The organism is Mesorhizobium sp. LMG 17147, assembly GCF_024297145.1.
Lineage (GTDB): Bacteria > Pseudomonadota > Alphaproteobacteria > Rhizobiales > Rhizobiaceae > Mesorhizobium.
The window spans coordinates 17877-39911 of the sequence record NZ_JANCTC010000003.1; the positions used below are offsets into that span (position 1 = coordinate 17877).

At 62.0% G+C, this 22035-nt stretch carries 21 protein-coding genes; 10 read left to right on the top strand and 11 right to left on the bottom strand.

Annotated elements, in window-relative coordinates:
- Positions 1-473 precede the first annotated feature (473 nt).
- The 6 genes from NMG46_RS07615 to NMG46_RS07640 all read left to right on the top strand — a co-directional run bounded on the left by NMG46_RS07615 (position 474) and on the right by NMG46_RS07640 (position 7951).
- Complete coding sequence (locus tag NMG46_RS07615) at positions 474-1736, top strand: N-acetylmuramoyl-L-alanine amidase (protein WP_254817101.1); 1263 nt, start codon at positions 474-476, stop codon at positions 1734-1736.
- A 214-nt stretch (positions 1737-1950) separates the two neighbouring features.
- Positions 1951-4407 (top strand): penicillin-binding protein 1A, encoded by a 2457-nt coding sequence (locus NMG46_RS07620; protein WP_254817102.1) that lies wholly within the window; start codon positions 1951-1953, stop codon positions 4405-4407.
- A gap of 166 nt (positions 4408-4573) precedes the next feature.
- Positions 4574-5705, top strand: a protein-coding gene (prfB, locus tag NMG46_RS07625) for a peptide chain release factor 2 (protein WP_254817103.1) whose coding sequence is annotated in 2 segments (ribosomal slippage) — positions 4574-4639 and positions 4641-5705 — 1131 coding nt in all. Because the reading frame shifts where the segments join, the coding sequence is not laid out codon by codon here.
- Positions 5706-6176: 471 nt separating this feature from the next.
- Entirely contained in the window at positions 6177-6563 is a 387-nt protein-coding gene (locus tag NMG46_RS07630; protein ID WP_254817104.1) for a hypothetical protein, read from the top strand.
- 197 nt (positions 6564-6760) lie between these two features.
- Positions 6761-7129: a GFA family protein gene (locus tag NMG46_RS07635; protein ID WP_254817105.1), complete on the top strand. Its 369-nt coding sequence runs from the start codon at positions 6761-6763 to the stop codon at positions 7127-7129.
- A 174-nt stretch (positions 7130-7303) separates the two neighbouring features.
- Positions 7304-7951 (top strand): OmpA family protein, encoded by a 648-nt coding sequence (locus NMG46_RS07640; protein WP_254817106.1) that lies wholly within the window; start codon positions 7304-7306, stop codon positions 7949-7951.
- 90 nt (positions 7952-8041) lie between these two features.
- Here the strand turns inward: NMG46_RS07640 and NMG46_RS07645 are convergent, their stop codons facing one another.
- Together NMG46_RS07645 and NMG46_RS07650 are read right to left on the bottom strand one after the other, a co-directional pair.
- Entirely contained in the window at positions 8042-8314 is a 273-nt protein-coding gene (locus NMG46_RS07645; protein WP_254817107.1) for a DUF2798 domain-containing protein, read from the bottom strand.
- Positions 8315-8362: 48 nt separating this feature from the next.
- A complete protein-coding gene (locus NMG46_RS07650; protein ID WP_254817108.1) occupies positions 8363-9247 on the bottom strand; it encodes an NmrA/HSCARG family protein in 885 nt (294 codons plus the stop codon).
- Between the two features lie 120 nt (positions 9248-9367).
- Between NMG46_RS07650 and NMG46_RS07655 the strand changes: the two genes are divergently transcribed.
- Positions 9368-10261, top strand: a complete 894-nt coding sequence (locus tag NMG46_RS07655; protein WP_254817109.1) for a LysR family transcriptional regulator — start codon at positions 9368-9370, stop codon at positions 10259-10261.
- A 26-nt stretch (positions 10262-10287) separates the two neighbouring features.
- Here NMG46_RS07655 and NMG46_RS07660 read toward each other — a convergent pair whose 3' ends face one another.
- Complete coding sequence (locus NMG46_RS07660) at positions 10288-10530, bottom strand: DUF1127 domain-containing protein (RefSeq protein ID WP_254817110.1); 243 nt, start codon at positions 10528-10530, stop codon at positions 10288-10290.
- A gap of 175 nt (positions 10531-10705) precedes the next feature.
- Here NMG46_RS07660 and NMG46_RS07665 point away from each other — a divergent pair, with 175 nt between their 5' ends.
- Positions 10706-12718 (top strand): BTAD domain-containing putative transcriptional regulator, encoded by a 2013-nt coding sequence (locus NMG46_RS07665; protein WP_254817111.1) that lies wholly within the window; start codon positions 10706-10708, stop codon positions 12716-12718.
- Positions 12719-12766: 48 nt separating this feature from the next.
- On the opposite strand, the gene NMG46_RS07670 is transcribed toward NMG46_RS07665, so the two are convergent.
- From NMG46_RS07670 to NMG46_RS07700, 7 genes are all read right to left on the bottom strand, one after another.
- Entirely contained in the window at positions 12767-14362 is a 1596-nt protein-coding gene (locus tag NMG46_RS07670; protein ID WP_254817112.1) for a DEAD/DEAH box helicase, read from the bottom strand.
- Positions 14363-14552: 190 nt separating this feature from the next.
- Complete coding sequence (locus NMG46_RS07675) at positions 14553-15326, bottom strand: NAD kinase (protein WP_254817113.1); 774 nt, start codon at positions 15324-15326, stop codon at positions 14553-14555.
- A gap of 460 nt (positions 15327-15786) precedes the next feature.
- Positions 15787-16545, bottom strand: coding sequence for an MBL fold metallo-hydrolase (locus tag NMG46_RS07680; protein ID WP_254817114.1), 759 nt, complete (start codon positions 16543-16545; stop codon positions 15787-15789).
- 2 nt (positions 16546-16547) lie between these two features.
- Positions 16548-17612, bottom strand: coding sequence for an ABC transporter ATP-binding protein (locus NMG46_RS07685; protein WP_254817115.1), 1065 nt, complete (start codon positions 17610-17612; stop codon positions 16548-16550).
- A complete protein-coding gene (locus tag NMG46_RS07690) occupies positions 17609-18391 on the bottom strand; it encodes an ABC transporter permease (RefSeq protein WP_254817116.1) in 783 nt (260 codons plus the stop codon). The genes NMG46_RS07685 and NMG46_RS07690 overlap by 4 nt, the downstream gene beginning before the upstream one ends.
- Positions 18392-18393: 2 nt before the next feature.
- The gene (locus NMG46_RS07695) at positions 18394-19236 is read right to left on the bottom strand and encodes an ABC transporter permease (protein ID WP_254817117.1); all 843 of its coding nucleotides are present in this window, start codon (positions 19234-19236) and stop codon (positions 18394-18396) included.
- A 13-nt stretch (positions 19237-19249) separates the two neighbouring features.
- A complete protein-coding gene (locus NMG46_RS07700) occupies positions 19250-20356 on the bottom strand; it encodes a spermidine/putrescine ABC transporter substrate-binding protein (RefSeq protein ID WP_254817118.1) in 1107 nt (368 codons plus the stop codon).
- A gap of 91 nt (positions 20357-20447) precedes the next feature.
- On the opposite strand from NMG46_RS07700, the gene NMG46_RS07705 reads away from it, so the two are divergent.
- Positions 20448-21062: a TetR/AcrR family transcriptional regulator gene (locus NMG46_RS07705; RefSeq protein ID WP_254817119.1), complete on the top strand. Its 615-nt coding sequence runs from the start codon at positions 20448-20450 to the stop codon at positions 21060-21062.
- Positions 21063-21117: 55 nt separating this feature from the next.
- Here the strand turns inward: NMG46_RS07705 and NMG46_RS07710 are convergent, their stop codons facing one another.
- Complete coding sequence (locus NMG46_RS07710) at positions 21118-21318, bottom strand: DUF2905 domain-containing protein (RefSeq protein ID WP_254817120.1); 201 nt, start codon at positions 21316-21318, stop codon at positions 21118-21120.
- A gap of 137 nt (positions 21319-21455) precedes the next feature.
- Between NMG46_RS07710 and NMG46_RS07715 the strand changes: the two genes are divergently transcribed.
- Positions 21456-22022, top strand: a complete 567-nt coding sequence (locus NMG46_RS07715; RefSeq protein WP_254817121.1) for a DUF2569 family protein — start codon at positions 21456-21458, stop codon at positions 22020-22022.
- Positions 22023-22035 lie beyond the last annotated feature (13 nt).

Consider the following 22035-nt stretch of genomic DNA (forward strand, 5'->3'; position numbering starts at 1 on the left):
GCAGAACCTTTTGAACCAAAGCCCGGGAAAAACCGGACCAGCTTGTTTGCTCATACAGAGCCGGCACGGGACAATCCCGGCCGTTTTGCTCACGCAGGCGATTCCCCCGCCACGGGAGCACGCCTGCGAAAATCGTCGCGATCACCGATGCCTTCTTCGCCTGAAGCGAAAGGAGCCGTCTTGCGTCTGACCTGTAGCAGGAAGCTGCGGAGGAGGACGGTTCCAGGATTGCAGTGATCCACCATCGCTTTTATGATTTGGCGGGTTGGAAGGCAACCCCGATTCCCGATGCCGGCAAAAAGCCGTTCCGCAGCGGAAGCACAGGTCCCAAGCCTTCCATGAAAAGGCTTGGTTAACCTTCTCTGGATACCAATCGTTAATCGAGTTCGCGGCCTGCCGGCACTTTGACAAGTAACAGGGCACTTCGACAAGCGGCCGGGCATGACGCCAAAACGGGAGCGACTGGTAGAAAGATGGGACTGGCAGGCTTCGCAGACAAGGGCCGTCATCATGGAGGCTGGTTCTTCCGCACCGTCTGCCTGCCGTCGCTGATCCTGGCTTGCCTGGTCTTTTCGCCGCTTTCGCGCGCTGCCGACGCGCCGCTTGGTGCCACGAGCTACAAGATGGCCGGCGATGCTACCAAGATGCGCATCGTCATCAATTTCGACCGCGAGCCCGACATCAAATGGTTCCTGCTGCGCGGCCCCAATCGCCTGGTCATCGATCTGCCGGCCACGAGATTCGCTCTCAATGCCAAGGATGTAAAGCCGCGCGGGCTTGTCCGCGCAGTGCGTTACGGCGAGCTCGGCGAGGGGAAATCGCGGCTGATTCTCACCGGCAAGGGACCGTTCGCCGTCGACAATCTCGACGTGCTCAAGAACGGTGACGGCAACGGCTACCGCATCGCTATCGACATGTCGGCGGCCTCGCAGCGAGAATTCGACGCTGCGCTCGCCAATCAGGCGCTGACGACCGGCTCGACGGTCTCCGCCGACAAGGCCGGCAGGGTCGGTACCGGGCCGGTCTCCAATCCGGGCCATCGTTTCACCGTCGTCGTCGATCCCGGCCATGGCGGCATCGACGGCGGTGCCGAGGGCCTGAACGGTACGGTCGAAAAGAACGTGACGCTCGCCTTTGCCATGGAACTGCGCGACAAGCTCGCCGCCAGCGGCAAATACGACGTGTTCCTGACGCGCGAAACGGACGAGTTCCTGCGGCTCGACGACCGCGTGCGCATTGCCCGCCAGCATGAGGCCGACCTGCTCATCTCGATCCATGCGGACACGATCAGCCTCAAGGGCATTCGCGGTGCAACCGTCTACACAGTGTCCGACAAGGCTTCCGATCCCGAGGCGCAGGCGCTTGCCGACCGTGAAAATCTTTCCGACCAGTTCGCCGGCATGGAGATCAAGGACGACAGCAAGGAAGTGACCGATATCCTGATCGACCTGATCCGCCGCGAGACGCATAATTTTTCGATGAGCTTCGCCCATACTCTCGTCGGCCAGCTTTCCACCAGCGTCGGTCTGATCAACAACCCGCAGCGTTCTGCCGGCTTCAAGGTGCTGAAGGCGCCGGACGTTCCATCCGTGCTGGTCGAACTCGGCTATCTGTCGAACGCCAAGGACGAAGCGCAGTTGCTCAGCGCCGATTGGCGCAACAAGGCGACCCAGAGCATAACCAATGCCGTTGCCCTGTTTGCTTCGGCCAGAAGCGGAACGGGGGCCGGAGGCTGAAATGCCTACCGGCGCCCACAACCTGAAGCAGCGTTGCACGGCGACAACACCCTGTGCTTTTATTTCCGGCATTCGAAACCGAAATCTCGCGCTGCCGTATTTTGCCCACATGGTCGCGACATGGATTTTGCGATTACGGTTTGGGACCGTCCCGAAAGCTTGCGTGAAGGGCGGCTTCGTTTAGGAAATTCCCGAACCAAGGACTGGAGCGGGTATGATTCGTCTCATTGGCTATTTCTTCGGCATCGGCACGACGCTGGCCCTTTTGGTCGCGGCGGGCGTGGCGATCTATATCGGCCATTTGTCGAAGGACCTGCCCGATTATGAGGTGCTGGCCAAATACGAGCCGCCGGTGACCACCCGCATCCACGCGTCGGATGGCGCGCTGATGGCCGAATATGCGCGTGAGCGGCGGCTTTATCTGCCGATTCAGGCGATCCCGGATCGTGTCAAGGCGGCCTTCCTGTCGGCCGAGGACAAGAATTTTTACAATCACCCCGGCATCGACGTGACCGGCCTTGGCCGCGCCATTGTCGTCAACCTGCAGAATGTTGGCTCGGGAAAGCGCCAGGTCGGCGCCTCGACGATTACCCAGCAGGTGGCGAAAAACTTCCTGTTGTCTTCAGATCAGACCTACGAGCGTAAGATCAAGGAGATGATCCTCGCCTTCCGCATCGAGCAGGCCTATTCGAAGGATCGCATTCTCGAGCTCTATCTCAACGAGATTTTCTTCGGCTTCGGCGCCTATGGCGTCGCCGGTGCTGCACTCACCTATTTCGACAAATCGGTGAATGAGCTCACCGTTGCCGAAGCCGCCTATCTCGCCTCCCTGCCAAAGGGGCCGAACAACTACCATCCCTTCAAGCATACCGATCGCGCCTTGGAGCGCCGCAACTGGGTCATCGACCAGATGGTCGAGAACGGCTACGTCACGCATGAAGAAGGCGAGAAGGCCAAGGCCGAGCCGCTCGGCGTCACTCCGCGCCGCACCGGCAACTATCTCTTCGCCGGGGAGTATTTCACCGAGGAAGTGCGTCGCCAGATCATCGCGCGCTATGGCGAGAATGCGCTCTACGAAGGCGGCCTTTCCGTCCGCACGACGCTCGATCCGAAGATGCAGCTGATTGCCCGCAAGGCCATGCAGAACGGTCTCATGAAGTTCGACACGTTGCGCGGCTACCGCGGGCCGGTCACGAGCATTGACATTTCCGGCGACTGGGGCGTGCCGCTGGGCAACGTCAAGCGATTGGAGGACGTGCCGGAATGGTCGCTCGCCGTCGTGCTCGACAGCTCTGCCACCGGCTTGTCCATCGGCCTGCAGCCGACGCGCCAGATCTCCGGTGAAATCGTCAAGGACCGCGTCGAAGGCACCGTCAGCAAGGAAGACATGAGCTTCGCCATGCGCCACGTCGTCGATGGCAGGACCGTCAAGGCGAAGTCGCCGGCCGACGTGCTGAAGCCGGGCGACGTGATTTTCGTGCAGAAGAACGAGGGCTCGGACAACAGCTACAGCTTGCGCCAGGTTCCCGAAGTGGAAGGCGGCCTGATCGCCATGGATCCGCATACCGGACGCGTCCTGGCCATGGTCGGCGGTTTCTCCTACGCGCAGTCGGAGTTCAACCGGGCGACGCAGGCCATGCGCCAGCCCGGATCGTCGTTCAAGCCGATCGTCTATTCGGCCGCCCTCGACAATGGCTATACGCCCGCCTCCGTGATCATGGACGGGCCGATCACCATCCAGAGCGGCAACACGACCTGGACGCCCAAGAATTACGACGGAACGGTTGCCGGCCCGGCGACCTTGCGCTCCGGTATCGAGAAATCGCGCAATCTGATGACGGTGCGGCTTGCCAACGACATGGGCATGAAGCTGGTCGTGGAGTATGCCGAGCGTTTCGGCGTCTACGACCATCTGGCGCCGTATCTGCCGATGGCGCTGGGATCAGGCGAGACGACGGTGATGCGCATGGTGTCGGCCTATTCGATCATGGCCAATGGCGGCAAGTCGATCAAGCCGTCGCTGATCGACCGCATCCAGGACCGCTACGGCAAGACCGTCTTTAGGCAGGACGAACGCGGATGCTCGAACTGCAACGCCGCCGAGTGGCAGAACCAGCCAGAGCCGGAGCTGGTCGACAATTCCGAGCAGGTGCTCGATCCGATGACCGCCTACCAGATCACATCGATGATGGAGGGCGTCGTGCAACGCGGCACCGGCGCCACCATCAACGAGCTCGGCCGTCACATCGCCGGCAAGACCGGAACGACCAACGACGAAAAGGATGCCTGGTTCATCGGCTATACGCCGAACCTCGTTGTCGGCCTTTATATGGGCTACGATCAGCCGAAAGGCCTTGGCAAGGGCGCGACCGGCGGCGGCCTTGCCGCGCCGATCTTCAAGGATTTCATGCGCGTGGCGCTGGACGGCACGCCCAATGTCGACTTCAAGGTTCCGGAAGGCATGAAGCTGATTGCGATCAATCGCAAGACCGGCATGCGAGCCAACGCGGGCGACGCCGGAACCATCATCGAAGCCTTCAAGCCGGGTACCGGTCCCGCCGACAGCTATTGGGTGATCGGCATGGGTGCGGACGGCTCCAACGCCACCGGCGGGGCGCTGTCGCCGCAGGCCAACCAGGCCATCCAGTCGGGCGGCGGCGGGCTCTACTGATAATCGCTGCATCGGGTCGGACCGGCTTGACGATGATGGTCGAGCCGGTCCATTCCGCTTTACAGAGGCCGGTACATAAAGGGGCCGGCGCTTTACAGGAGACCGTGCCGTCCCTATGTATCGCGCCACCAAACCGCCATCCAGCAACAGGACCGAACAGCCAGCCATGCGCGCGGAAACGCAAAACATTGTCGACGAGATCAGGCAGGCAATCACCCTGCTGAGGAGGCATCTTTGACTGGGACCAAGCCATAAAGCGGCTTGAGTACCTGAACGTCCGTGCCGAGGATTCGAGCCTCTGGAACGAGCCGCTGGAAGCGCAAAAGCTGATGCGCGAGCGTCAGGGCCTCGAGGAAGGCATTGCCGCGGTCAAAGGCCTCACCCAGGCCCTGGAAGACAATATCGGCCTCATCGAGCTTGGCGAGGAAGAGGGCGACGAGGGCGTCATCGCGGAGGCCGAAGCGGCGATCCGCTCGATGCGCGGCGAGGCCAAGGCGCGCCAGATCGAAACGCTGCTGTCGGGCGAGGCTGACGCCAACGATAGCTATCTGGAAGTCCATGCCGGCGCCGGCGGCACCGAAAGCCAGGACTGGGCCTCGATGCTTCTGCGCATGTATACGCGCTGGGCCGAGCGGCGCCGCTTCAAGGTCGAGGTGCTTGAAGTGCATGACGGCGAAGAAGCCGGTATCAAGTCCGCCACGCTGCTGATCAAGGGCCACAACGCCTATGGCTGGCTGAAGACGGAATCGGGCGTGCATCGTCTCGTGCGGATTTCGCCCTATGACAGCAATGCGCGCCGCCACACCTCCTTCGCCAGCGTCTGGGTCTATCCCGTCATCGACGATACGATCGACATCGACGTTTCCGAATCCGACGTCCGCATCGACACGTATCGGTCGTCGGGATCGGGCGGCCAGCACGTCAACACCACCGATTCGGCGGTGCGCATAACCCATCTCGCCACCGGCATCGCGGTTGCCTGCCAGGCCGAGCGCTCCCAGCACAAGAACAAGGCCAAGGCCTGGGAGATGCTGCGCTCGCGGCTTTACGAGGAAGAGCTGAAGAGGCGCGAAGCGGTGGCGAACGCCACCGAAGCGTCGAAGAGCGATATTGGCTGGGGCCACCAGATACGGTCCTACGTGCTGCAGCCCTATCAGCTGGTGAAAGATCTGCGCACCGGCGTCGAGAGCACCAGCCCGTCGAGCGTGCTCGACGGCGACCTCGACGATTTCATGGAAGCCTCGCTGTCGCAGCGGATCGAAGGTGGCGCCGGCGAAACGGTGGCCGATATCGACTGAGGCGCCGGGCACCAATCCGGCAGGAACGTGGGTTCATCACGCGAGCGTTACGGCCACCGCGCGAGAGTGACGAGCTCTCAATTCGCACTTACCTGTCGTTCTACAACTTTGTTTTTCATCGGATTCTTCAAAATCGACTTCCGCTTTTGACGCGGATGTCGCGGGCCGCCGGTGCCAAGCCTGGAACCAGCGCGAGCCAAATCCCGTTATTGGCGATCCCGTTGCCGGGCTTGACCAGGTTTCGTCAATCAGGGCGGCAGGTTGGTTCCGACTGCAGAGGTCGGCGTTCGGTTGCGACAGCAATTGCTTGCGCCAACCAAGGAATCAGCCCAGCATTCATGCGCTGGGGAGGAAAAAAGCATTTATGGCCGGACGCGGCGTATCTGCGACCTGACGATCCGGCCACTGGGAAGACACGTTCCGGGAACGGGCAAGCGAGATGCTTGACAACCGTTGATAGGAACTGCGCTCATGCTTGCTCTCACAACCAGACCGGCCTCAGTCGCCCGCACGGCGCGCCGACTCCTGAATTCACTTGTCGCGGCAGTGGTTTTGATTGCTGCCGCCATTCCATTTGCGGCGCCTGCTATGGCGCATGATGCCAAACCGACCGCGGCCATGCCGCAAGGCTGGAGCTATCCGTTCTCCTGCTGCTCGGGCTATGATTGCCGCGAGGTCTCTCAGACATCGATCAGCGAACGTCCGGAGGGCTATGTCATCAAAGGAACCGGGGAGGTCGTGGCCTATAGCGACAAGCGGATCAAGAATTCGCCCGACGGCGAGTATCATTGGTGCTCCGTTGCCGGTGCTAATGACGGAAAGACCATCTGCCTGTTCGTGCCGCCATCGTCCTATTAGCGCATGACGCCCAAAGCTTGCCGACGGGGTGACCCGAGGGTGTGCGACGGCTTTGGATCGATGAGCCTTCGATCGGCACTCCAGCACTGTTAACCTGCGCATCGCAGGCTCACAGGCCTGCTGACCGGCAGTTGTCAGGAGCGTTTCTTTATGCTGCCTTTGCCGTACGGGGCGGCGGCATTGTGAGGGACCAATTCATGACCATCAAGGCAAGCTGCCACTGCAAGGCGACGACGTTCGAGGTTTCGCAAGCGCCGCAGACAGTGACGCGATGCACCTGTTCCTTCTGTTCGAAACGCGGTTCGTTGTGGGCCTATTACACCCCATCGCAATTCAGACTCACCAGCCCGCCGGAGAATGTTTCGTTCTACCTGTGGGGATCGAAAACCATAAAACACGGTTTTTGCGCCACCTGCGGCTGTGGCACCTTCACCGAGACGCCGGACTGGTCGACAGGCGAGCCGAATTTCGACAATCCGAAGATCAGCGTGAACTCGCGGCTGTTCGACGATTTCGATCTCGACACGGTCGAAGTGGTGGTCATCGACGGCAAGAATCTCTGGTAGCCGGTCGAATTGCGGTGGTCGCGCGAGCCGCTGCAGGCGTGTGGAATTGAGCCGGGGAAAGCCGCGGCAACGGCTTTTGCTGGTCCGCTTTTCGCCGCATTTCATGTTACAAGTCGCTGGAAGGGCTGATGCGGTGCGCCGTTGCGCGGCCGTGGAATGGAGAGGGACCACCATATGAAAAAGATTGTGCTCGCCGTCGTGGCGACGGCTGTGCTCGTGAGCGCATGCACCACCGATCCCTACACCGGGGAACAGAAGGTTTCCAACACCGCTGCCGGCGCCGGTCTCGGTGCTTTGGCGGGTGCCGGGCTCGGCATGCTAGCCGGCGGTAACGACCGCCGCAACGCGCTGATCGGCGCGGGCATCGGCGCGCTTGCCGGTGGTGCCATCGGTGCCACCATGGACCAGAACGAGGCCGAACTGCGCCGACAGCTTCAGGGCACCGGCGTCAGCGTCACCCGCACCGGCGACCAGATCATCCTCAATATGCCGTCCGACATTACCTTCAACGTCGACCAGGACGCGGTGAAGGCCGGTTTCTATCCGGTGCTGAATTCAGTGGCCCTTGTGCTGAAAAAGTTCCGCCAGACCACGGTCGACGTGTTCGGCCACACCGACTCGACCGGCAGCGACGAGCACAATTTCGATCTTTCGCAGCGCCGTGCTTTGGCGGTCGCCAACTATCTGTCCGGACAGGGCGTCGATTCCCGCCGCTTCGCCGTCACCGGCTTCGGCAAGACGCGTCCGATCGCCTCCAACGCGACCGCTGCCGGCCGGGCTCAGAACCGCCGCGTCGAGATACAGCTGTCGCCGCTTACCTGAGGCAAGCGCACGAACCGGCAGCGGCCCCGCAAGGGGCCGCTCTAATGGCTATGCCGGCCCTATGGCCGCCGGCGCCCTTCATTCGTGATGTCAGGACCGGGCCGGTTGATCGACAATCGCGGCAACGATCCGGCGCACGATCGGAAGCACAATCAGCAGACTGGGAAACGCGACAAGCCATGAAGCGCCCCATGCATAGCTCCAGGCCGCTATAAACCCGTTCGTCCAGCCTGCGCCGATTGCCGTCGAAACCGCCGAGACAATCGAGGACATCAGAATCGAAAGAACCAACGGCATCACCACCGCGCCGTAGGAGGGCGGCAGCTTTCTCAACTTGAAGGCTTGGTCCGGTGATGCTTGCATCGAAGTCTCCTAATCAGAAAATATGCGTAGGCGTTATTGTGAGGACGATCAGGCGGCATATGCCGTCTGCAGCGCCAATTCCCGAATGAAGCTTCGCAGCGAACGCGGCTCGCGGCCAAGCACCGCACGCAACGTCAGGCTGTTCCCGCCGAGGCCGTATTTGGCGTAGTGGCTGTGTACTTTGGCCAGCATCTGCAACTGCCGGTCGGTATAGGGAAGGCGGGCCTTCGCCGCCCAGTCCTGAAATGTCGGCTCGCCCGCCGAAACCGGCCGGCCAAGCTCTTCGTTCATCATAACGACGACCTCTTCGCGGCTGTGCATTCCGTCGGCGCACAGCTCGAGGGTCGCATAAGACAAACGCGCTTCGGTCAATGCGATTGCCGCCACTTCAGCCACATCGCGATAGTCGACGCGGGCGAGCTTCGCCGTCCTTGGAAACGGCTCGGCGAAAACGCCGTGCTCGACGACGGACGGCCAGGCCGCCGCAATATTTTGCATGAAATTGGCCGGGTGCAGAATGGTGTACTCCATGTTCGTCGAATAGAGGGCAGCTTCGACAGGTATCTTGCTTGCATGGTTTTCCAGCCTCGTATTGGTCGGCTGGATCACCGACGAAAAGACGAACTTTCGAACGCCTGCTCGCGCCGCCGCCTCAACCATGGCAACCCCCAAGGCGGCTTCGTCGGGAGCAAAGGCCGGTCCGATGTGAAAGACACCGTCGACACCTTTCACGGCCTGCTCAAGGCTCTGATGGTTGCGCAGATCTCCGATCGCGATCTCGGATGCACCGGCTTTCCGGGCTTTTTCGGCACTCGCGGCGTCACGAACAAGCGCTCGAACCCTGGCATTGCGGCGGACGAGTTCAGGCACCACCAAACCGGCAACGCGGCCTGCGGCGCCTACGACCAGGACGGTTGGACTGGGTGTTCGCATGACGATCTCCTTCCCTCGAGTCTGCCTTTCAGCCTGTGCAGGGAAGATAAAATCTGGCGAACTGCGTTACAATTCATCGATTTTGCGATAGTTTCTCCCGATTTTCGGGAGAAATGAGCGATGAGCCGGATAGATGATTTCGAAGCCTTCATTGCCATTGTCGAGCATGGCAGCCTGACGGCTGCCGCACGCCGGCTGAACCGCTCGCTGCAGTCGGTCAGCCGGTCCCTGGCGACATTGGAGGAATCAATCGGGGTCGAGCTTCTGCACAGGACGACACGCCGCTCGACGCCGAGCGAAGCCGGAGCGGCCTTTTTCCAGCGCATCAAACCCGCCGTCGAGGAAATTAACGAAGCCAGGCTTCAGGCGGCCAATCGACGGTCGGAGCCATCGGGCATCCTGCGTGTGAGTGCCCCTGTTCTGTTCGGCCCGGACTTCCTCGTGCCGGTTATCGCCGACTATATGCGGACATATCCCCGGGTCGAGGTTGACCTCCAGCTTTCCGATGAATTTGTCGATCTCGATGCCGAGGGTCTCGATCTGGCGGTAAGGATCGGCAATTTGCCGGATTCCAATTTACGGGCGAAGCGCCTGGGCGCGCTGCGACGCGTGGTGTTCGGCGCACCCGCCTACTTCCAGCAACACGGCCGACCGGCCCATCCGCTCGAATTGCGTGAGCATGAATGCATCGTACGAACCGTCGACGGCCGCGCAGGCGAATGGATGTTTCAGATTGAAGGCAAGCCCCGGCCGGTGAAGGTCGCGGGCACCTTCCGGTCAAATTTGATGATATCGATCTATACAGCCGCGGTTCACGGATTGGGTTTGGGCTACTCGCCGCTTTGGCAGGTAAAACACCTGGTGGACGACGGCCGCCTGGAACTGGCTCTGACCGAATTCGAGCCAGTGCCGGTGCCGATACACGCCGTTTGGCCGGAAGGCAGATCATCCTCGGCCAAAGTCCGCGCTTTTCTGGACCTGTTGGCATCCCGCCTGGAACTCAAGAACCTTTAGGGCGCAGACCAAACTCAACGCCGATCTTACCTCATCGACATCAAGTTCGTGATGAGAACAGCCGTGGCGGCATCGAGTGCGGGTTGATGGACCTCCGAATGACCGATGTCCTTCAGCTGTTCGGTCGTCAGATCTGCCAGTGCCCTGCGTCTCGCGACGGTCCGCCGCCATCCCGTGTAGGCAGCGGTGATCATTGCTGCGCCTTTCAGGCTGGACCCAAGCAAGCGTTTGGACATGTTGCGGGCGGCGCGAGTTTCCGAGTGAGCCATTGTTTTGGTCTCCCATTTCGAGTTTGCGGATGGGAGCGTGCCACGCAGACGTTTTCGGGCTGTTCGGCTGTGCGTGAACAACTGGGAGAAGTCCGGCGATCCGCCGTTAAATCGGTGTTAAATCGATCCGCCGAGATGCTATTCTGTCGCTGCGGTAGAAGCCTGGAGACGATTTGTGCGCATCCGGTTGCTTGGTGGCCTGGAGGTTACTTCCCCGGAGCACCGGCCTGTCCGGTTCGCCACACGCAAGACTTCGCTCCTTTTTGCTGCCCTGGTTCTCGCGGGCCGCCGCGGCCATGGTCGCGAGCAGCTTTCCGAAGCCTTTTGGCCGGGGCGAAGCAACGGGCAGGCCCGCAATAGTTTGCGGCAAGCGCTGGTCGACATCAGGCGCACGTTCCCCGCCAGCTCGGATGCAGCCGTCTACATCTATGGGGATCAGGAAACCGTTGCGCTGATTGCCGGTCCGGATGAGGCGGACATCTCGATCTTCGACAGGAAATTGGAGCAGGGCCGAACCGCCGATCTCGCCTTCGCCGCCGATCTCTACCGCGGCGAGCTGCTTGCCGGGCAAGCCATCCCTGACGAACTGGACGAGTGGTTTAGACCGTATCTGAACAAGTATCAGCGCAAGGCGCTGCAATTGGTCGACCGGCTGAGCCTGGCGCTGCCCGCACCCGGCTCAGCCGAAGAGACGGCCTGCGAAGGGCTCGCGGAGAGATTGCTCGCCTCGGATCCGACGGCGGAGGCAGCCCATCGGGCGTTGATCCGCATCCACGCTCATCGAGGTCACGAAAACGCCGCCTTGCGCCAGTTCGAGCTGTGCCGCGCAGCTTTAAAGAAACATCTGAATGCCGAGCCTGAGGAGCAGACAAGCTCTCTGGCGGCTTCTTTGCAGTCCCGTGAACGAACCGAACGTCAGCGGCCGGAGCCAAGCTCTGGCGCCGCATCACTGGCGCCGGTTCTGGCAGTCCCGACGAGGCGCGACGACCAGCCATCGATTGCGGTGCTGCCGTTTCAGAACCTAAGCGGTGATATCGAGCAGGAATATTTTGCCGACGGCATGGTGGAAGACATTGTCACCGCCTTGGCTCACTTTCGTCACCTGTTCGTAGTCGCACGAAATTCGAGCTTCACCTACAGGGGACGGTCCATAGACATAAAGCAGGTCGGGCGTGAGCTGGGCGTGCGCTATGTGGTCGAGGGAAGTGTTCGCCGGGCGGGCGACCGCCTGCGCATCGCCGGGCAGCTCATCGACACCTCGACGGAGGCCTATCTCTGGGCCGATCGTTTTGACGGAACGCTCGCCGAGGTGTTCGATTTGCAGGACCAGGTCGCCTCGAGCATCGTCGGCGCAATCACACCGAAAATGGAGGAGGCTGAGATCGAGCGTGCCAAACGCAAACCGACAGAAAGCCTCGATGCCTATGATTACTACCTCCGCGGGCTGGCGGCCTTTGACCGGACGATCACTAGTAGATCGGCCATCGACGATGCCTTGCGCCTCTTCATGAAAGCGATCGACCGTGACCCGGAGTTTGCCGCAGCCTATGCGCGGGCGGCGCGGTGCTACGCCACCCGAAAAAGCAACGGCTGGATGGTCGACCGCGCGAAAGAGAATGCCGAGGCTACTCGACTGGCCAGGAGAGCGGTCGAACTCGGAAGGGACGATGCGATTGCGCTTTCCTTCGGTGGATACGTCCTCGGCTACGTAGGTGGCGACCTTGACGACAGTGCGGCTTGCATCGATCGCGCGCTCGTTCTCAACCCGAATCTAGCGGCCGCGTGGGGCCTAAGCAGCTGGGTTAGGGCTTGCTTTGGCGAGCCAGGCAAGGCCGTCGAGCACGCCGCGCTTGCCATGCGCCTAAGCCCATTGGATCCACGTCTGTTCGCTTGGCAATTCAACACCGGGCTCGCGCATTTTTGTGCCGGCCACTACGATGACGCCGCCGCTTGGGCGGGAAAGTCGCTACGGTACCAACCGAACTACGTGAGCGCGATGCGTGTAGTGGCGGCGAGTCATGCCCTGGCGGGGCGCCTGTCGGAAGCGCAGCAGGTTATGGCCCGGGTCTGCGAGGTCGATCCCTCGCTGCGGCTCTCGAATCTCGCCGAGGTGCTGCCGCCGTTTTATCGACCGGACGATCGCAGCAGATATATCGAAGGTCTTCGCAAGGCTGGCCTGCCGGACTGACGCCGTGGCAATGCTTGGCGCGGCCGTGGGACGTGCGAGCGTCTAGTATCAGACCTTGGCGACGATCCGCATGAAGGCCGGCATGTCGTCGCCGAAGCCGACGGTCGCGTCGTTGTCTTCCTGGCGCTGGCGGGCAGGGCGCTCGCGCTGCGGCCTGGTGTCGCCGCGTTCGGGCGCGCGCCGTTCGTTGCGATCGGGCGAAGCCTTCCGTTCAGGCGCAGCCTGGCGCTCGCTGTTTTCCGAGCGGATCGCCTCCTTGCGGGTACGCCGCTCGCCAATGTCGGCGACGGCGGCTTCGGCCACGACCGGCTGTTCCTCGCTAACCGCTTCCGGCGCTGCTTCTTCGCTGCGCTTGGCGTGGCGTTCACGCGGCTTGCGCTCGCCCCTGTCCTTGGCGTCGTCCTTACGCCCGGCGCGGCGTGGCGCACCACGGCCACGGCGCGGCGCCTCGTCCTCGCCGCCCTCGCTGGCGACGACTGTCGACAGGTCGCCGTCATGCCACTTGATCTTGGTGCCGATCAGCCGTTCGATGGCGTCGATGTATTTGGTGTCCGATTTGGTCGCGATGGTGAAGGATTTGCCGGAGCGTCCGGCGCGGCCGGTGCGGCCGATGCGGTGGACATAGTCCTCGGCGTGGATCGGCACGTCGTAATTGAAGACATGGCTGACGTCGGGAATGTCGAGGCCGCGCGCCGCGACGTCCGAAGCGACGAGGTAGCGCAGCTTGCCGTCACGGAAATTGGCCAGCATCTGCATGCGCGCGCGCTGGTCCATGTCGCCGTGCAGAGCGCCGGCGTCGAAATCATATTTGAGCAGCGAACGGAACAGCTCCGACACCTCGACCTTGCGGTTGCAGAAGATGATGGCGTTCTTCAGCTCGGCATCCTCGGCCTTCATCAGATTGCGCAGCGTCTCGCGCTTGTCCCAGGGTTTTGGCCCGGATTTCACCAGCCGCTGGGTGATGTTGGTGGCGGCCGATGCTGCCTTCGACACTTCGACGCGCACCGGCGCGTGCAGGAATTTCTCGGTGAGCTTGGTGATTTCCGGTGGCATCGTCGCCGAGAAGAACAGCGTTTGCCTGGTGAACGGGATCATTTCGCAGATGCGCTCGATATCGGGGATGAAGCCCATGTCGAGCATGCGGTCGGCCTCGTCGATGACGAGGATCTCGACGCCGTTGAGCAGGAGCTTGCCGCGTTCGCGATGGTCGAGCAGGCGGCCTGGCGTAGCGATCAGCACGTCGGCGCCGCGCTCGAGCTTCTTGTCCTGCTCGTCGAAGGACACGCCGCCGATCAGCAGCGCGATGTTGAGCTTGTGGTTCTTGCCGTATTTGACGAAGTTTTCCTCGACCTGCGCGGCGAGCTCGCGCGTCGGCTCGAGGATCAGCGTGCGCGGCATGCGGGCGCGGGCGCGGCCCTTTTCCAGCCGGGTGAGCATCGGCAGGACGAAGGACGCCGTCTTGCCGGTGCCGGTCTGGGCAATGCCCAGCACGTCCTTGCCGAGCAAGGCGTGCGGGATAGCACCAGCCTGGATCGGCGTCGGCTCGGTGTAGCCGGCATCGGTAACTGCGGAAAGGACCTTCGGCGACAGGCCGAGGTCTGCGAAGGTCAACGCTTCTTGAGCGATCTGGGTGTCTGAGGACAAGTTTGGCGGTCTTTGGCTGGTTCGGGGGCGCAACGTAAGCAGTCGCGGCAAGCGCCGCGCGCCTGCAAGATTGGTATTGCAGGTAGGCGCAAGCCCACGATTTGTCAACACAAACGGGCGGCATTGGCACGATTGTGAAGTCGTAACCTTAATCGCGATGCTTAATTTACGCAGGGGCTGCCGCGCCGGCTCAATACCTGAACTGTTCGGCGAGAATGCGCTCGTTCCACGAATGGTTGGGATCGAACAGCAGCGTCGCCGTTGCCGTCGGCGATTCCCTTACCGTGACCGTCGTCACCGCCTTGACCTCGGTGTGGTCGGCGGCGGCGTTCACCGGCCGCTTTTCCGGCTCCAGAATGTCGAAACGCACACTCGCCTTGTTGGAGAGCAGCGCGCCGCGCCAGCGGCGCGGACGAAACGGGCTGACCGGGGTCAGCGCCAGCAACGGAGCGTCGAGCGGCAGGATCGGCCCGTGCGCGGACAGATTGTACGCGGTCGAGCCGGCCGGCGTCGCAATCATCACGCCGTCGCAGTGCAATTCCTCCAGCCGCTCTTGCCCATCCACGGTGATGCGGATCTTGGCGGTCTGGTAGGACTGGCGCCAAAGCGCGACCTCGTTGATCGCCAGCGCCGAAATCGTCTCGCCCTCCGCCGTAACTGCCTGCATCTCCAGCGGACGGATCGTTTCGGCAACGGCCGCCGCGATGCGCCCGGTCAAGCCGCTGGCGCGGTATTCGTTCATCAGGAAACCGATGGTGCCACGGTTCATGCCGTAGACCTTCTTTCCCGTGCTCATCGTCTCACGCAGGGTCTGCAGCAGAAAGCCGTCGCCGCCGAGCGCCACGACGATCCCGGCTTCTTCGACGGATGCCTGGCCGTAACGCGCAGAAAGGCTTTCCAGCGCCGCATTGGCGTCGGCTGTACCGGATGAGACGAAGGCGAAACGGCTGGCGGTTTTGCTCATGGCTCTCAACGACAACCGATTGGCGACGACCGTTTGGCGACGATTGGCGGCGACCGGTCGCTGGGCCGCGCCAGCGCCGGGTTAGCATGGGTGGGCATTTCTGCAAAGGGAGGGAGGTGTCTTGATATGGCGGCCGAACAGGGCGCACTCGCGCATCGTGTCGGAGGACAAAATGATGTGATGGTTAAGGCTCGCCTTAAACTCTCGTAAAGCCGGATCGATCATGTTAGCCGGCAGCGGACGGGCGGCGTGGGGGCTAACCAGTCGAGGCCGATCTATTGCCGCTGGCACGCTTGATTATCGTCTTCCTGATGCTGGCAAGTTTTGCCCTGGCTTTCGCGGAACTGGTGCGCCAGTCGGAAGAGAAGAGTTTCAGACCGCAGCCCACCGCCTCACGCTGCGGCGACGCGGCGGGGACACCCTGTCCGCAAAGGGCGCTTTGACGTTACTACGCTGGTCCTTAACGGGCGAGCAGATGACAGCCGGCCTGGCGCTTTTGCGCGAGATACTCGTCGACAAGCTGGCGATAGCGGACTCTGCCGAAGCTCGGGAAATGGCCGCCATGCACGACCGAGACATCGAGATCGCGCATGCGCAGTAGCGTTTCGACATAATCGTCGATATCGGAGTGATAGACGTCGTCGATCAGCGGGCCGTCATAGATGATGTCGCCGGAAAACAGGATGCCCGTCCTGTTTTCGTAGAGCGCAATGCCGCCGGGTGAATGACCGGGCGTGTGGATCACCTCGAAGGCACGGTCGCCGAGATCGAGGATATCGCCTTGCTCGAGCAACCGACCGGCTGGTGCGGGCAGGATCCGGTAGCGCTTCGTGTCCCAGCCGTGCGGCATGCCGTCGAACATCTCGTCGGTGGCATAGCGGTCGGCAACCGTCCATTCGTTGCGCGGGTCGGCGAGGATCCCGGCCTCGGCCGGGTGCACGCAGCGGTCGGGAAACTCATGATGGCAGCCGATATGGTCGAAATGCGTGTGGCTGGCCACGCAGGTGAGCTTGCGCTCCGTCACCAGCGGCACGTGGCGGCGCAGGCTGAAATGGCCGAGGCCGGTGTCGAACAGAAGATCGCTGTCGCGGCCGCGCACATGCCAGATGTTGCAGCGGAAGAACGGCTTGATCCACGGCTCGTGGATCAGCGTCACGCCATCGCCCATGCGGATGGTTTCATACCAGTGGCCGGCGTCGATGGTTGGAAGCGTGCTCATGTTCAGTCCGCAAGCAGGATGATGTCGCCAGCATCGCACGATACCGCGACCACGTCGCCCGGCTGGACTGCCGATACGGCGGGGACCTTGGCGATGAAGTGCAGCGCCGGGTCGGCCGCGGAGGTCCCCAGAACACGCTTGAAGCTGCCCTGGAAGACGACGTCGCTGACCTTGGCCGTACCGAGCGCCACAGCACCGCCGGCAGCGCCGAGGACAAGATGCTCCGGCCGGACGGCCAGCGCAACGGTCGAGCCGGCCGGCAATGTGCCAGGCACGGAGAGCGACCCAAGCTTCGTGGTGACGGTGAGCTTGCCGCTCTTCGCCTCGGTCACCGTTCCCGATATTAGCGTGCTTTCGCCCATGAAGGTCGCGGAAAAGCGCGTCGCCGGCCGTGCATAGACGCGCTCGGGCGATCCTTCGTCCTCGATGCGCCCGTCATTCATCACCACGCAATGATCGGCCAGCGCCATCGCCTCTTCCTGGTCGTGGGTGACGTGGATGAAGGCGGTGCCGACGCGTTTCTGGATCGCCTTCAATTCATCCTGCATTTGCCGGCGCAATTTCAGGTCGAGCGCGCCGAGCGGCTCGTCGAGCAGGAGCACCGCCGGCTCGACCACCAGGGCGCGCGCCAGCGCCACGCGCTGCCGCTGACCGCCCGAAAGCTGATGCGGCTTCTTGTCGAAGGCGGTGGCCAGCCCAACCAGCGCCAGCGCCTCGCGCGCCCTTGCTGCCCGAGTTGCGCCATCGACACCCCGCATGCGCAGCCCGAACCCGACATTGCTGCCGACGCTCATATGCGGGAACAGCGCATAATCCTGGAACACGGTCGTCGTCGGCCGCTTCGCCGGTGGCACGGCGGTGCAGTCCTCGCCGCGGATCAGCACCTTGCCCTCGCTCGGCTTGACGAAGCCGCCGAGGATGGACAGAAGCGTCGTCTTGCCGGAGCCGGAGGGCCCGAGCAGGATCGTGTAGCTGCCCGGCTCGATCTTCAGCGAGACGTTCTTCAGCACCGTGTGCTGGCCGAAGCGATGCGAGACGGAGCTTATGTCGACCAGTGGTGCACTCATGCCGGCTTCCTCCGCAACAGCATCAGCTCGAACAATACCACCAGCACGATGGAGACGGCGAAGACCAGCGAGCCGACGGCGTTTGTCTTGGGATTGAGGCCGGAGCGCAGCAGGTTCCAGATCTCGACCGGCAGCGTCGTGTCGAAGCGCGTCAACAGGAACGAGATGACGAATTCGTCCCAGGAGAAGGTCATCGACAGGAAGAAACCGGCGAAGATCGCCGGCGCCATGACAGGCACCGTGATCAAAAGCAGCACCTTCCATTCGGGAGCGCCGAGATCACGCGCGGCACGCTCGATGTTGATCTGGTGATCGCCCATCTGGCTGTAGACGATGGCAAAGCAGAGCGGCAGGTTGATCACTACATGGCCGATGCCGGCGGCAAGTAGAGACTTCGGCACGCCGGCCCAGTTGAACAGCACCAGCAGCCCCATGCCGATGATGAGATAGCTGACGGTCAAGGGCAAGGTGATCAGCCCGCGCATCAGGCCCGAGCCCGGCAAGGCGAAGCGCGCAAAACCCCAGGCGGAGAGAAAGCCGAGCGTGACGGCGACAGCCGAGGAGACAACCGCCACCAGCAGCGAATTGACCAGCGCCGAAGTCAGCCGCGTGTCGGCGAGCACGGCCTCGTACCAGCGCAGCGACGGCCCGGTGAAGGGCGGGATCGGAAACGAGGTTGCCTGCAGCGAAAACAGCACCAGAACGACCACGGGCAAGAAGATGAAGCCGTAGATTGCGAGGGCATAGAGACCCGAGACAGTGCGGATGAGCGCGCGCATGGTCAGGCCCGCTCGATCTTCAGCCAGCGGGCGCAGGCGAGGTAGGCGATGGTGACCACCGCCATCAGGATGATCGACAGCGCCGAGGCGAGCGGAAAGTCGCCGCGCCGGCCGATCTGCATCATGACCAGCTGCGGCATCAAAAGCTCGTTGTTGCCGCCGAGGATCTGCGGCGTGATGTAGTCGCCGATGCACAGCACAAAGGTGAGGAAGGCACCGACCATGATGCCAGGCAAGGTCAGCGGCAGAACGACATGCAGGAAAGTCCGCAGCGGCCCGGCGCCGAGGTCGGCGGCGGCCTTCCGGTAGCTGGGGCTGAGCTGCTTCAGATTGGCGAAGATCGTCAGCGTCAACAGCATGACGAAGAAATGCACGAAGCCGGTGATGGTGGCCAACCGCGTATTGGCGAGCTGCAGCGGTTCGCTGAACAGGCCGGAGCCGGTTAGCGCCCGGTTGACGACGCCGTTCTGCGCCAGCACCAGCAGCCACGAATAGGAGCGCACGACGTAGGAGGTCCAGAACGGCAGCACCGCCAGCATCAGCGCCAGCCGCTGCCAGCGCTCCGGCACCTGTTCGGCCAGAATCCAGGCAAAGGGATAGGCAAGCAGCACCGAGATAACGGTGACGATCGCTGTGACCTGCAGCGAGTTCACCATCGCCTGCCAGTAGGACGGATTGGCAAAGAATTGGCTGTAGTTGGACAGCGTGAAGCCGCCGCCTTCATGCGCCGTCAGGCTGGATACCGCCATGGCGACGAAGGGCAGCACGAAGAACAGCAACGTCCAGCCGAGCGCCGGCGTGACCAGCGCCCAGGGCAGGGCACGCCCGCTGTTGACGGAGTTCACGACCGGCAGCCGGTCATTGCGCCTGCAGCATTTCGGTCCAGACGTCCTGCATTTTCTTGTCGAGATCGGCGTTCGGCGCCGGATAGGGCAGCGCCCGGGCAAGGAATTCCGGCTGCTCGTCGAAGCGCAGGATCTTCTTCTGCTCGTCGCTCAGGGCCGCCTTGCTGTTGGCCGGCATGCCCCAGTAGCAGGACGAGGTGGCGAGCCGCGCCTGCCCTTCGGGGCTCATAATGTACTGGATGAATTTAAGCGCCAGATCCTTGTTCTTGGAATCCTTGAACATTGCCAGCGACTGCGACCAAAGCACCGCGCCTTCTTTCGGAATAGAGAAGTCGAGGGCAGGGTTTTCCTTGGCCAGCCCCGCCGTCACCCATTCGCCGCCGCCGACCAGTATGTCGACCTCGCCTGTCGCCAGCGCCGTCTGGCTGGCGGTCACTTCGCCGACCAGCTTGGCGTTGGCCTTCATTTTGAGCAGCTCTTCCTTGATGGCGGGAAGGTCGGCTTCGGTCAGTTCCGCAGTCTTCTTACCGATCGCCAGTGCGGCCATGCCGATGACCGGCAGGTAATAATCGTAGATGGCGATCTTGCCCTTGTATTTGTCGCCGGTCAGCGCGGCAAGCGACTGCATGTCGGCCGGGTCGACCTTGGTCTTGTTGTAGCCGATCGTGTTGTAGCCGAACTTTTCGGTGATGCCGTAACGCTTGCCATCGACGACGGTGGAGCTATCCATCTTCACTTGCGGGAACAGGTCGACCAGCGGCAGCTTGTCTTCCTGCAACGGTTCGAACAGGCCTTTTTCGACGCCGCGCGGTATGTCGATGCTGTCGATCACCATCACGTCCCAGTCGCCCGGCTGCGACTGTTCGACGATCGCCAGGCCGGCGCCGGTACCTTCGAACTCCTTGACATTGACCTTGACGCCGTTCGCCTCCTCGAACGGCTGCAACAGCGCCGGATCGGCGTGATCGCACCAGATCAGCGCGTTGAGGTCCTGCGCCTGAGCGAGGCTGCCAGCCGCCAGCAGCAGTGCTGCGGCGGCGCACGCGCCTTGGAGATAGCGCTTCAGAAAAGAAAGCGGATTCCTGACGGTTGGATTGGGGGTCTTTGGATTGACGGACATCGAGTGTTCTCCCTTGCCTTTTTGGCTTGTAGCAAAAAATTGAACCAATTCTAAAATTGAGTCAATTCTGTTTTTGTGGCAAACAGCCGCTATGAGCGGATTGCGGGCAAGGCAGAAGGCGGATCGGCACCGCCGCATCATCGAGGCGGCGGCGGCGCTTTTCCGCGATGCCGGCTATGAAGGCGCCAAGATCGAAACTATCGCCGCGCAGGCCGAAGTCTCGGTCGGCACGATCTACAACTACTACCAGAACAAGGGCGACATCCTCGGCGCGATCGTTTCGATGGAGGTCAACGAGGTGCTGAATGCCGGGCGCGGCGTCGTCGCCAACCCGCCAGCCAATGTCGGCGACGCTCTCGATACGCTGCTCGGCATCTATATCGAACATTCGCTGCATTATCTCAGCAAGGAGATGTGGCGGCAGGCGATGGCGATCTCCACGCAACTGCCGGACAGCCCGTTCGGCCAGGCCTACACGGCGCTCGACCGGGCACTGACCGAGCAGATTCGCGCGCTGATCGCCAGGCTACAGGCGCTCGGCCTGGTGCGCCGCGACATCGATGGTCCCGCGCTCGGCGAACTGATCTTCAACAACATGAACATGATGTTCATCGAGTTCGTGAAGCGCGAGGAGGCGAGGATTGCAGAGTTGCGCACGGCGATACGCAGGCAGAACCGGATATTGGTGGCGGCGATCGGAGTGTAAGAAGATCAAGGGCGAGTAGGGCCAGCAACACAAATCGCCGTTGCCGGAGCATCGCCTAACGGTTGATCAGCCATAGAATGGCCGAGAGCACGATGCTGACCAGTATCGCCGTGGTGATAGGGACATAAAGCCTGAAGTTCTCACGCTCGATCACGATATCGCCGGGCAGCCTGCCAAGGCCGGAGCGGGCCAACCAAGGCCACAGCAGGCCTATGGCGACTATGCTGAGACCAACGACGATCAGAGTTCGCGACATGGCATCCTGCCGGAAATAGTGTCGTGCCAGAAATATAGTGTTGACGGATCTTGCAAGCAGCGCTTCCACTCGATATTGCCTCTTGAGTTGAGATTGAAATCTGCTACAACCTTAACGGGCATCAAAGGAGGGATTGGATGCAGATTTCCATCTGGCATTGGGCTATACTGCTGCTGCTGATCGGCGTGCCTGTTTTCTTTGCCGTTCGGTCAGCCGCAAAGCCATTACAGGATCCTTCGGCTCTCGTAGGTTTTGGAGGCTGGCTTATGCTGCTGGCGATTGGACAGTGCTTGGCACCTTTCCGCACGCTGGCTGAGCTGTTCTCTTCGAGCGGGGGCTATCGACAGCTAATGACGCTCCCCAACGGCGCCTTGGCGGTCTACGGCGAGGTCGCCCTGTTGCTGGCGTTTCTGGTGCTCCAGCTGGTTGTGTTCGTTGCAATGCTCCGGCGGAGTTCCCGTTTCAAGCAGCTGTTCCTGTATCAGTGGTTTGCAATACCAATCGTGTTTATTCTGGACACGACATGGATCTCAGCGGTTATGAGCGCTCCTGTGAGCTTGGTGCTTGCAGGGGATGCGCTGGTAATGCCCGCAGTTTCTTTTGTCCTGACCGGGATCTGGGTCGCCTACGTCTACAAGTCGGTCAGGGTGAGAAACACGTTCGACCGGGCCGCGATATCCGGTCAGGTCGCGAGTGCTTCCTGAGCTTGCCGCGAGC

Coding starts and splice junctions, on each gene's coding strand:
- NMG46_RS07615 (WP_254817101.1), top strand. CDS start 474: ATGGGACTGGCAGGCTTCGCAGACAAGGGCCGTCATCATGGAGGCTGG.
- NMG46_RS07700 (WP_254817118.1), bottom strand. CDS start 20,356: ATGTCCGTCAATCCAAAGACCCCCAATCCAACCGTCAGGAATCCGCTT.
- NMG46_RS07650 (WP_254817108.1), bottom strand. CDS start 9,247: ATGCGAACACCCAGTCCAACCGTCCTGGTCGTAGGCGCCGCAGGCCGC.
- NMG46_RS07640 (WP_254817106.1), top strand. CDS start 7,304: ATGAAAAAGATTGTGCTCGCCGTCGTGGCGACGGCTGTGCTCGTGAGC.
- NMG46_RS07685 (WP_254817115.1), bottom strand. CDS start 17,612: ATGAGTGCACCACTGGTCGACATAAGCTCCGTCTCGCATCGCTTCGGC.
- NMG46_RS07635 (WP_254817105.1), top strand. CDS start 6,761: ATGACCATCAAGGCAAGCTGCCACTGCAAGGCGACGACGTTCGAGGTT.
- NMG46_RS07715 (WP_254817121.1), top strand. CDS start 21,456: ATGCAGATTTCCATCTGGCATTGGGCTATACTGCTGCTGCTGATCGGC.
- NMG46_RS07655 (WP_254817109.1), top strand. CDS start 9,368: ATGAGCCGGATAGATGATTTCGAAGCCTTCATTGCCATTGTCGAGCAT.
- NMG46_RS07705 (WP_254817119.1), top strand. CDS start 20,448: ATGAGCGGATTGCGGGCAAGGCAGAAGGCGGATCGGCACCGCCGCATC.
- NMG46_RS07645 (WP_254817107.1), bottom strand. CDS start 8,314: ATGCAAGCATCACCGGACCAAGCCTTCAAGTTGAGAAAGCTGCCGCCC.
- NMG46_RS07675 (WP_254817113.1), bottom strand. CDS start 15,326: ATGAGCAAAACCGCCAGCCGTTTCGCCTTCGTCTCATCCGGTACAGCC.
- NMG46_RS07660 (WP_254817110.1), bottom strand. CDS start 10,530: ATGGCTCACTCGGAAACTCGCGCCGCCCGCAACATGTCCAAACGCTTG.
- NMG46_RS07620 (WP_254817102.1), top strand. CDS start 1,951: ATGATTCGTCTCATTGGCTATTTCTTCGGCATCGGCACGACGCTGGCC.
- NMG46_RS07630 (WP_254817104.1), top strand. CDS start 6,177: ATGCTTGCTCTCACAACCAGACCGGCCTCAGTCGCCCGCACGGCGCGC.
- NMG46_RS07680 (WP_254817114.1), bottom strand. CDS start 16,545: ATGAGCACGCTTCCAACCATCGACGCCGGCCACTGGTATGAAACCATC.
- NMG46_RS07690 (WP_254817116.1), bottom strand. CDS start 18,391: ATGCGCGCGCTCATCCGCACTGTCTCGGGTCTCTATGCCCTCGCAATC.
- NMG46_RS07710 (WP_254817120.1), bottom strand. CDS start 21,318: ATGTCGCGAACTCTGATCGTCGTTGGTCTCAGCATAGTCGCCATAGGC.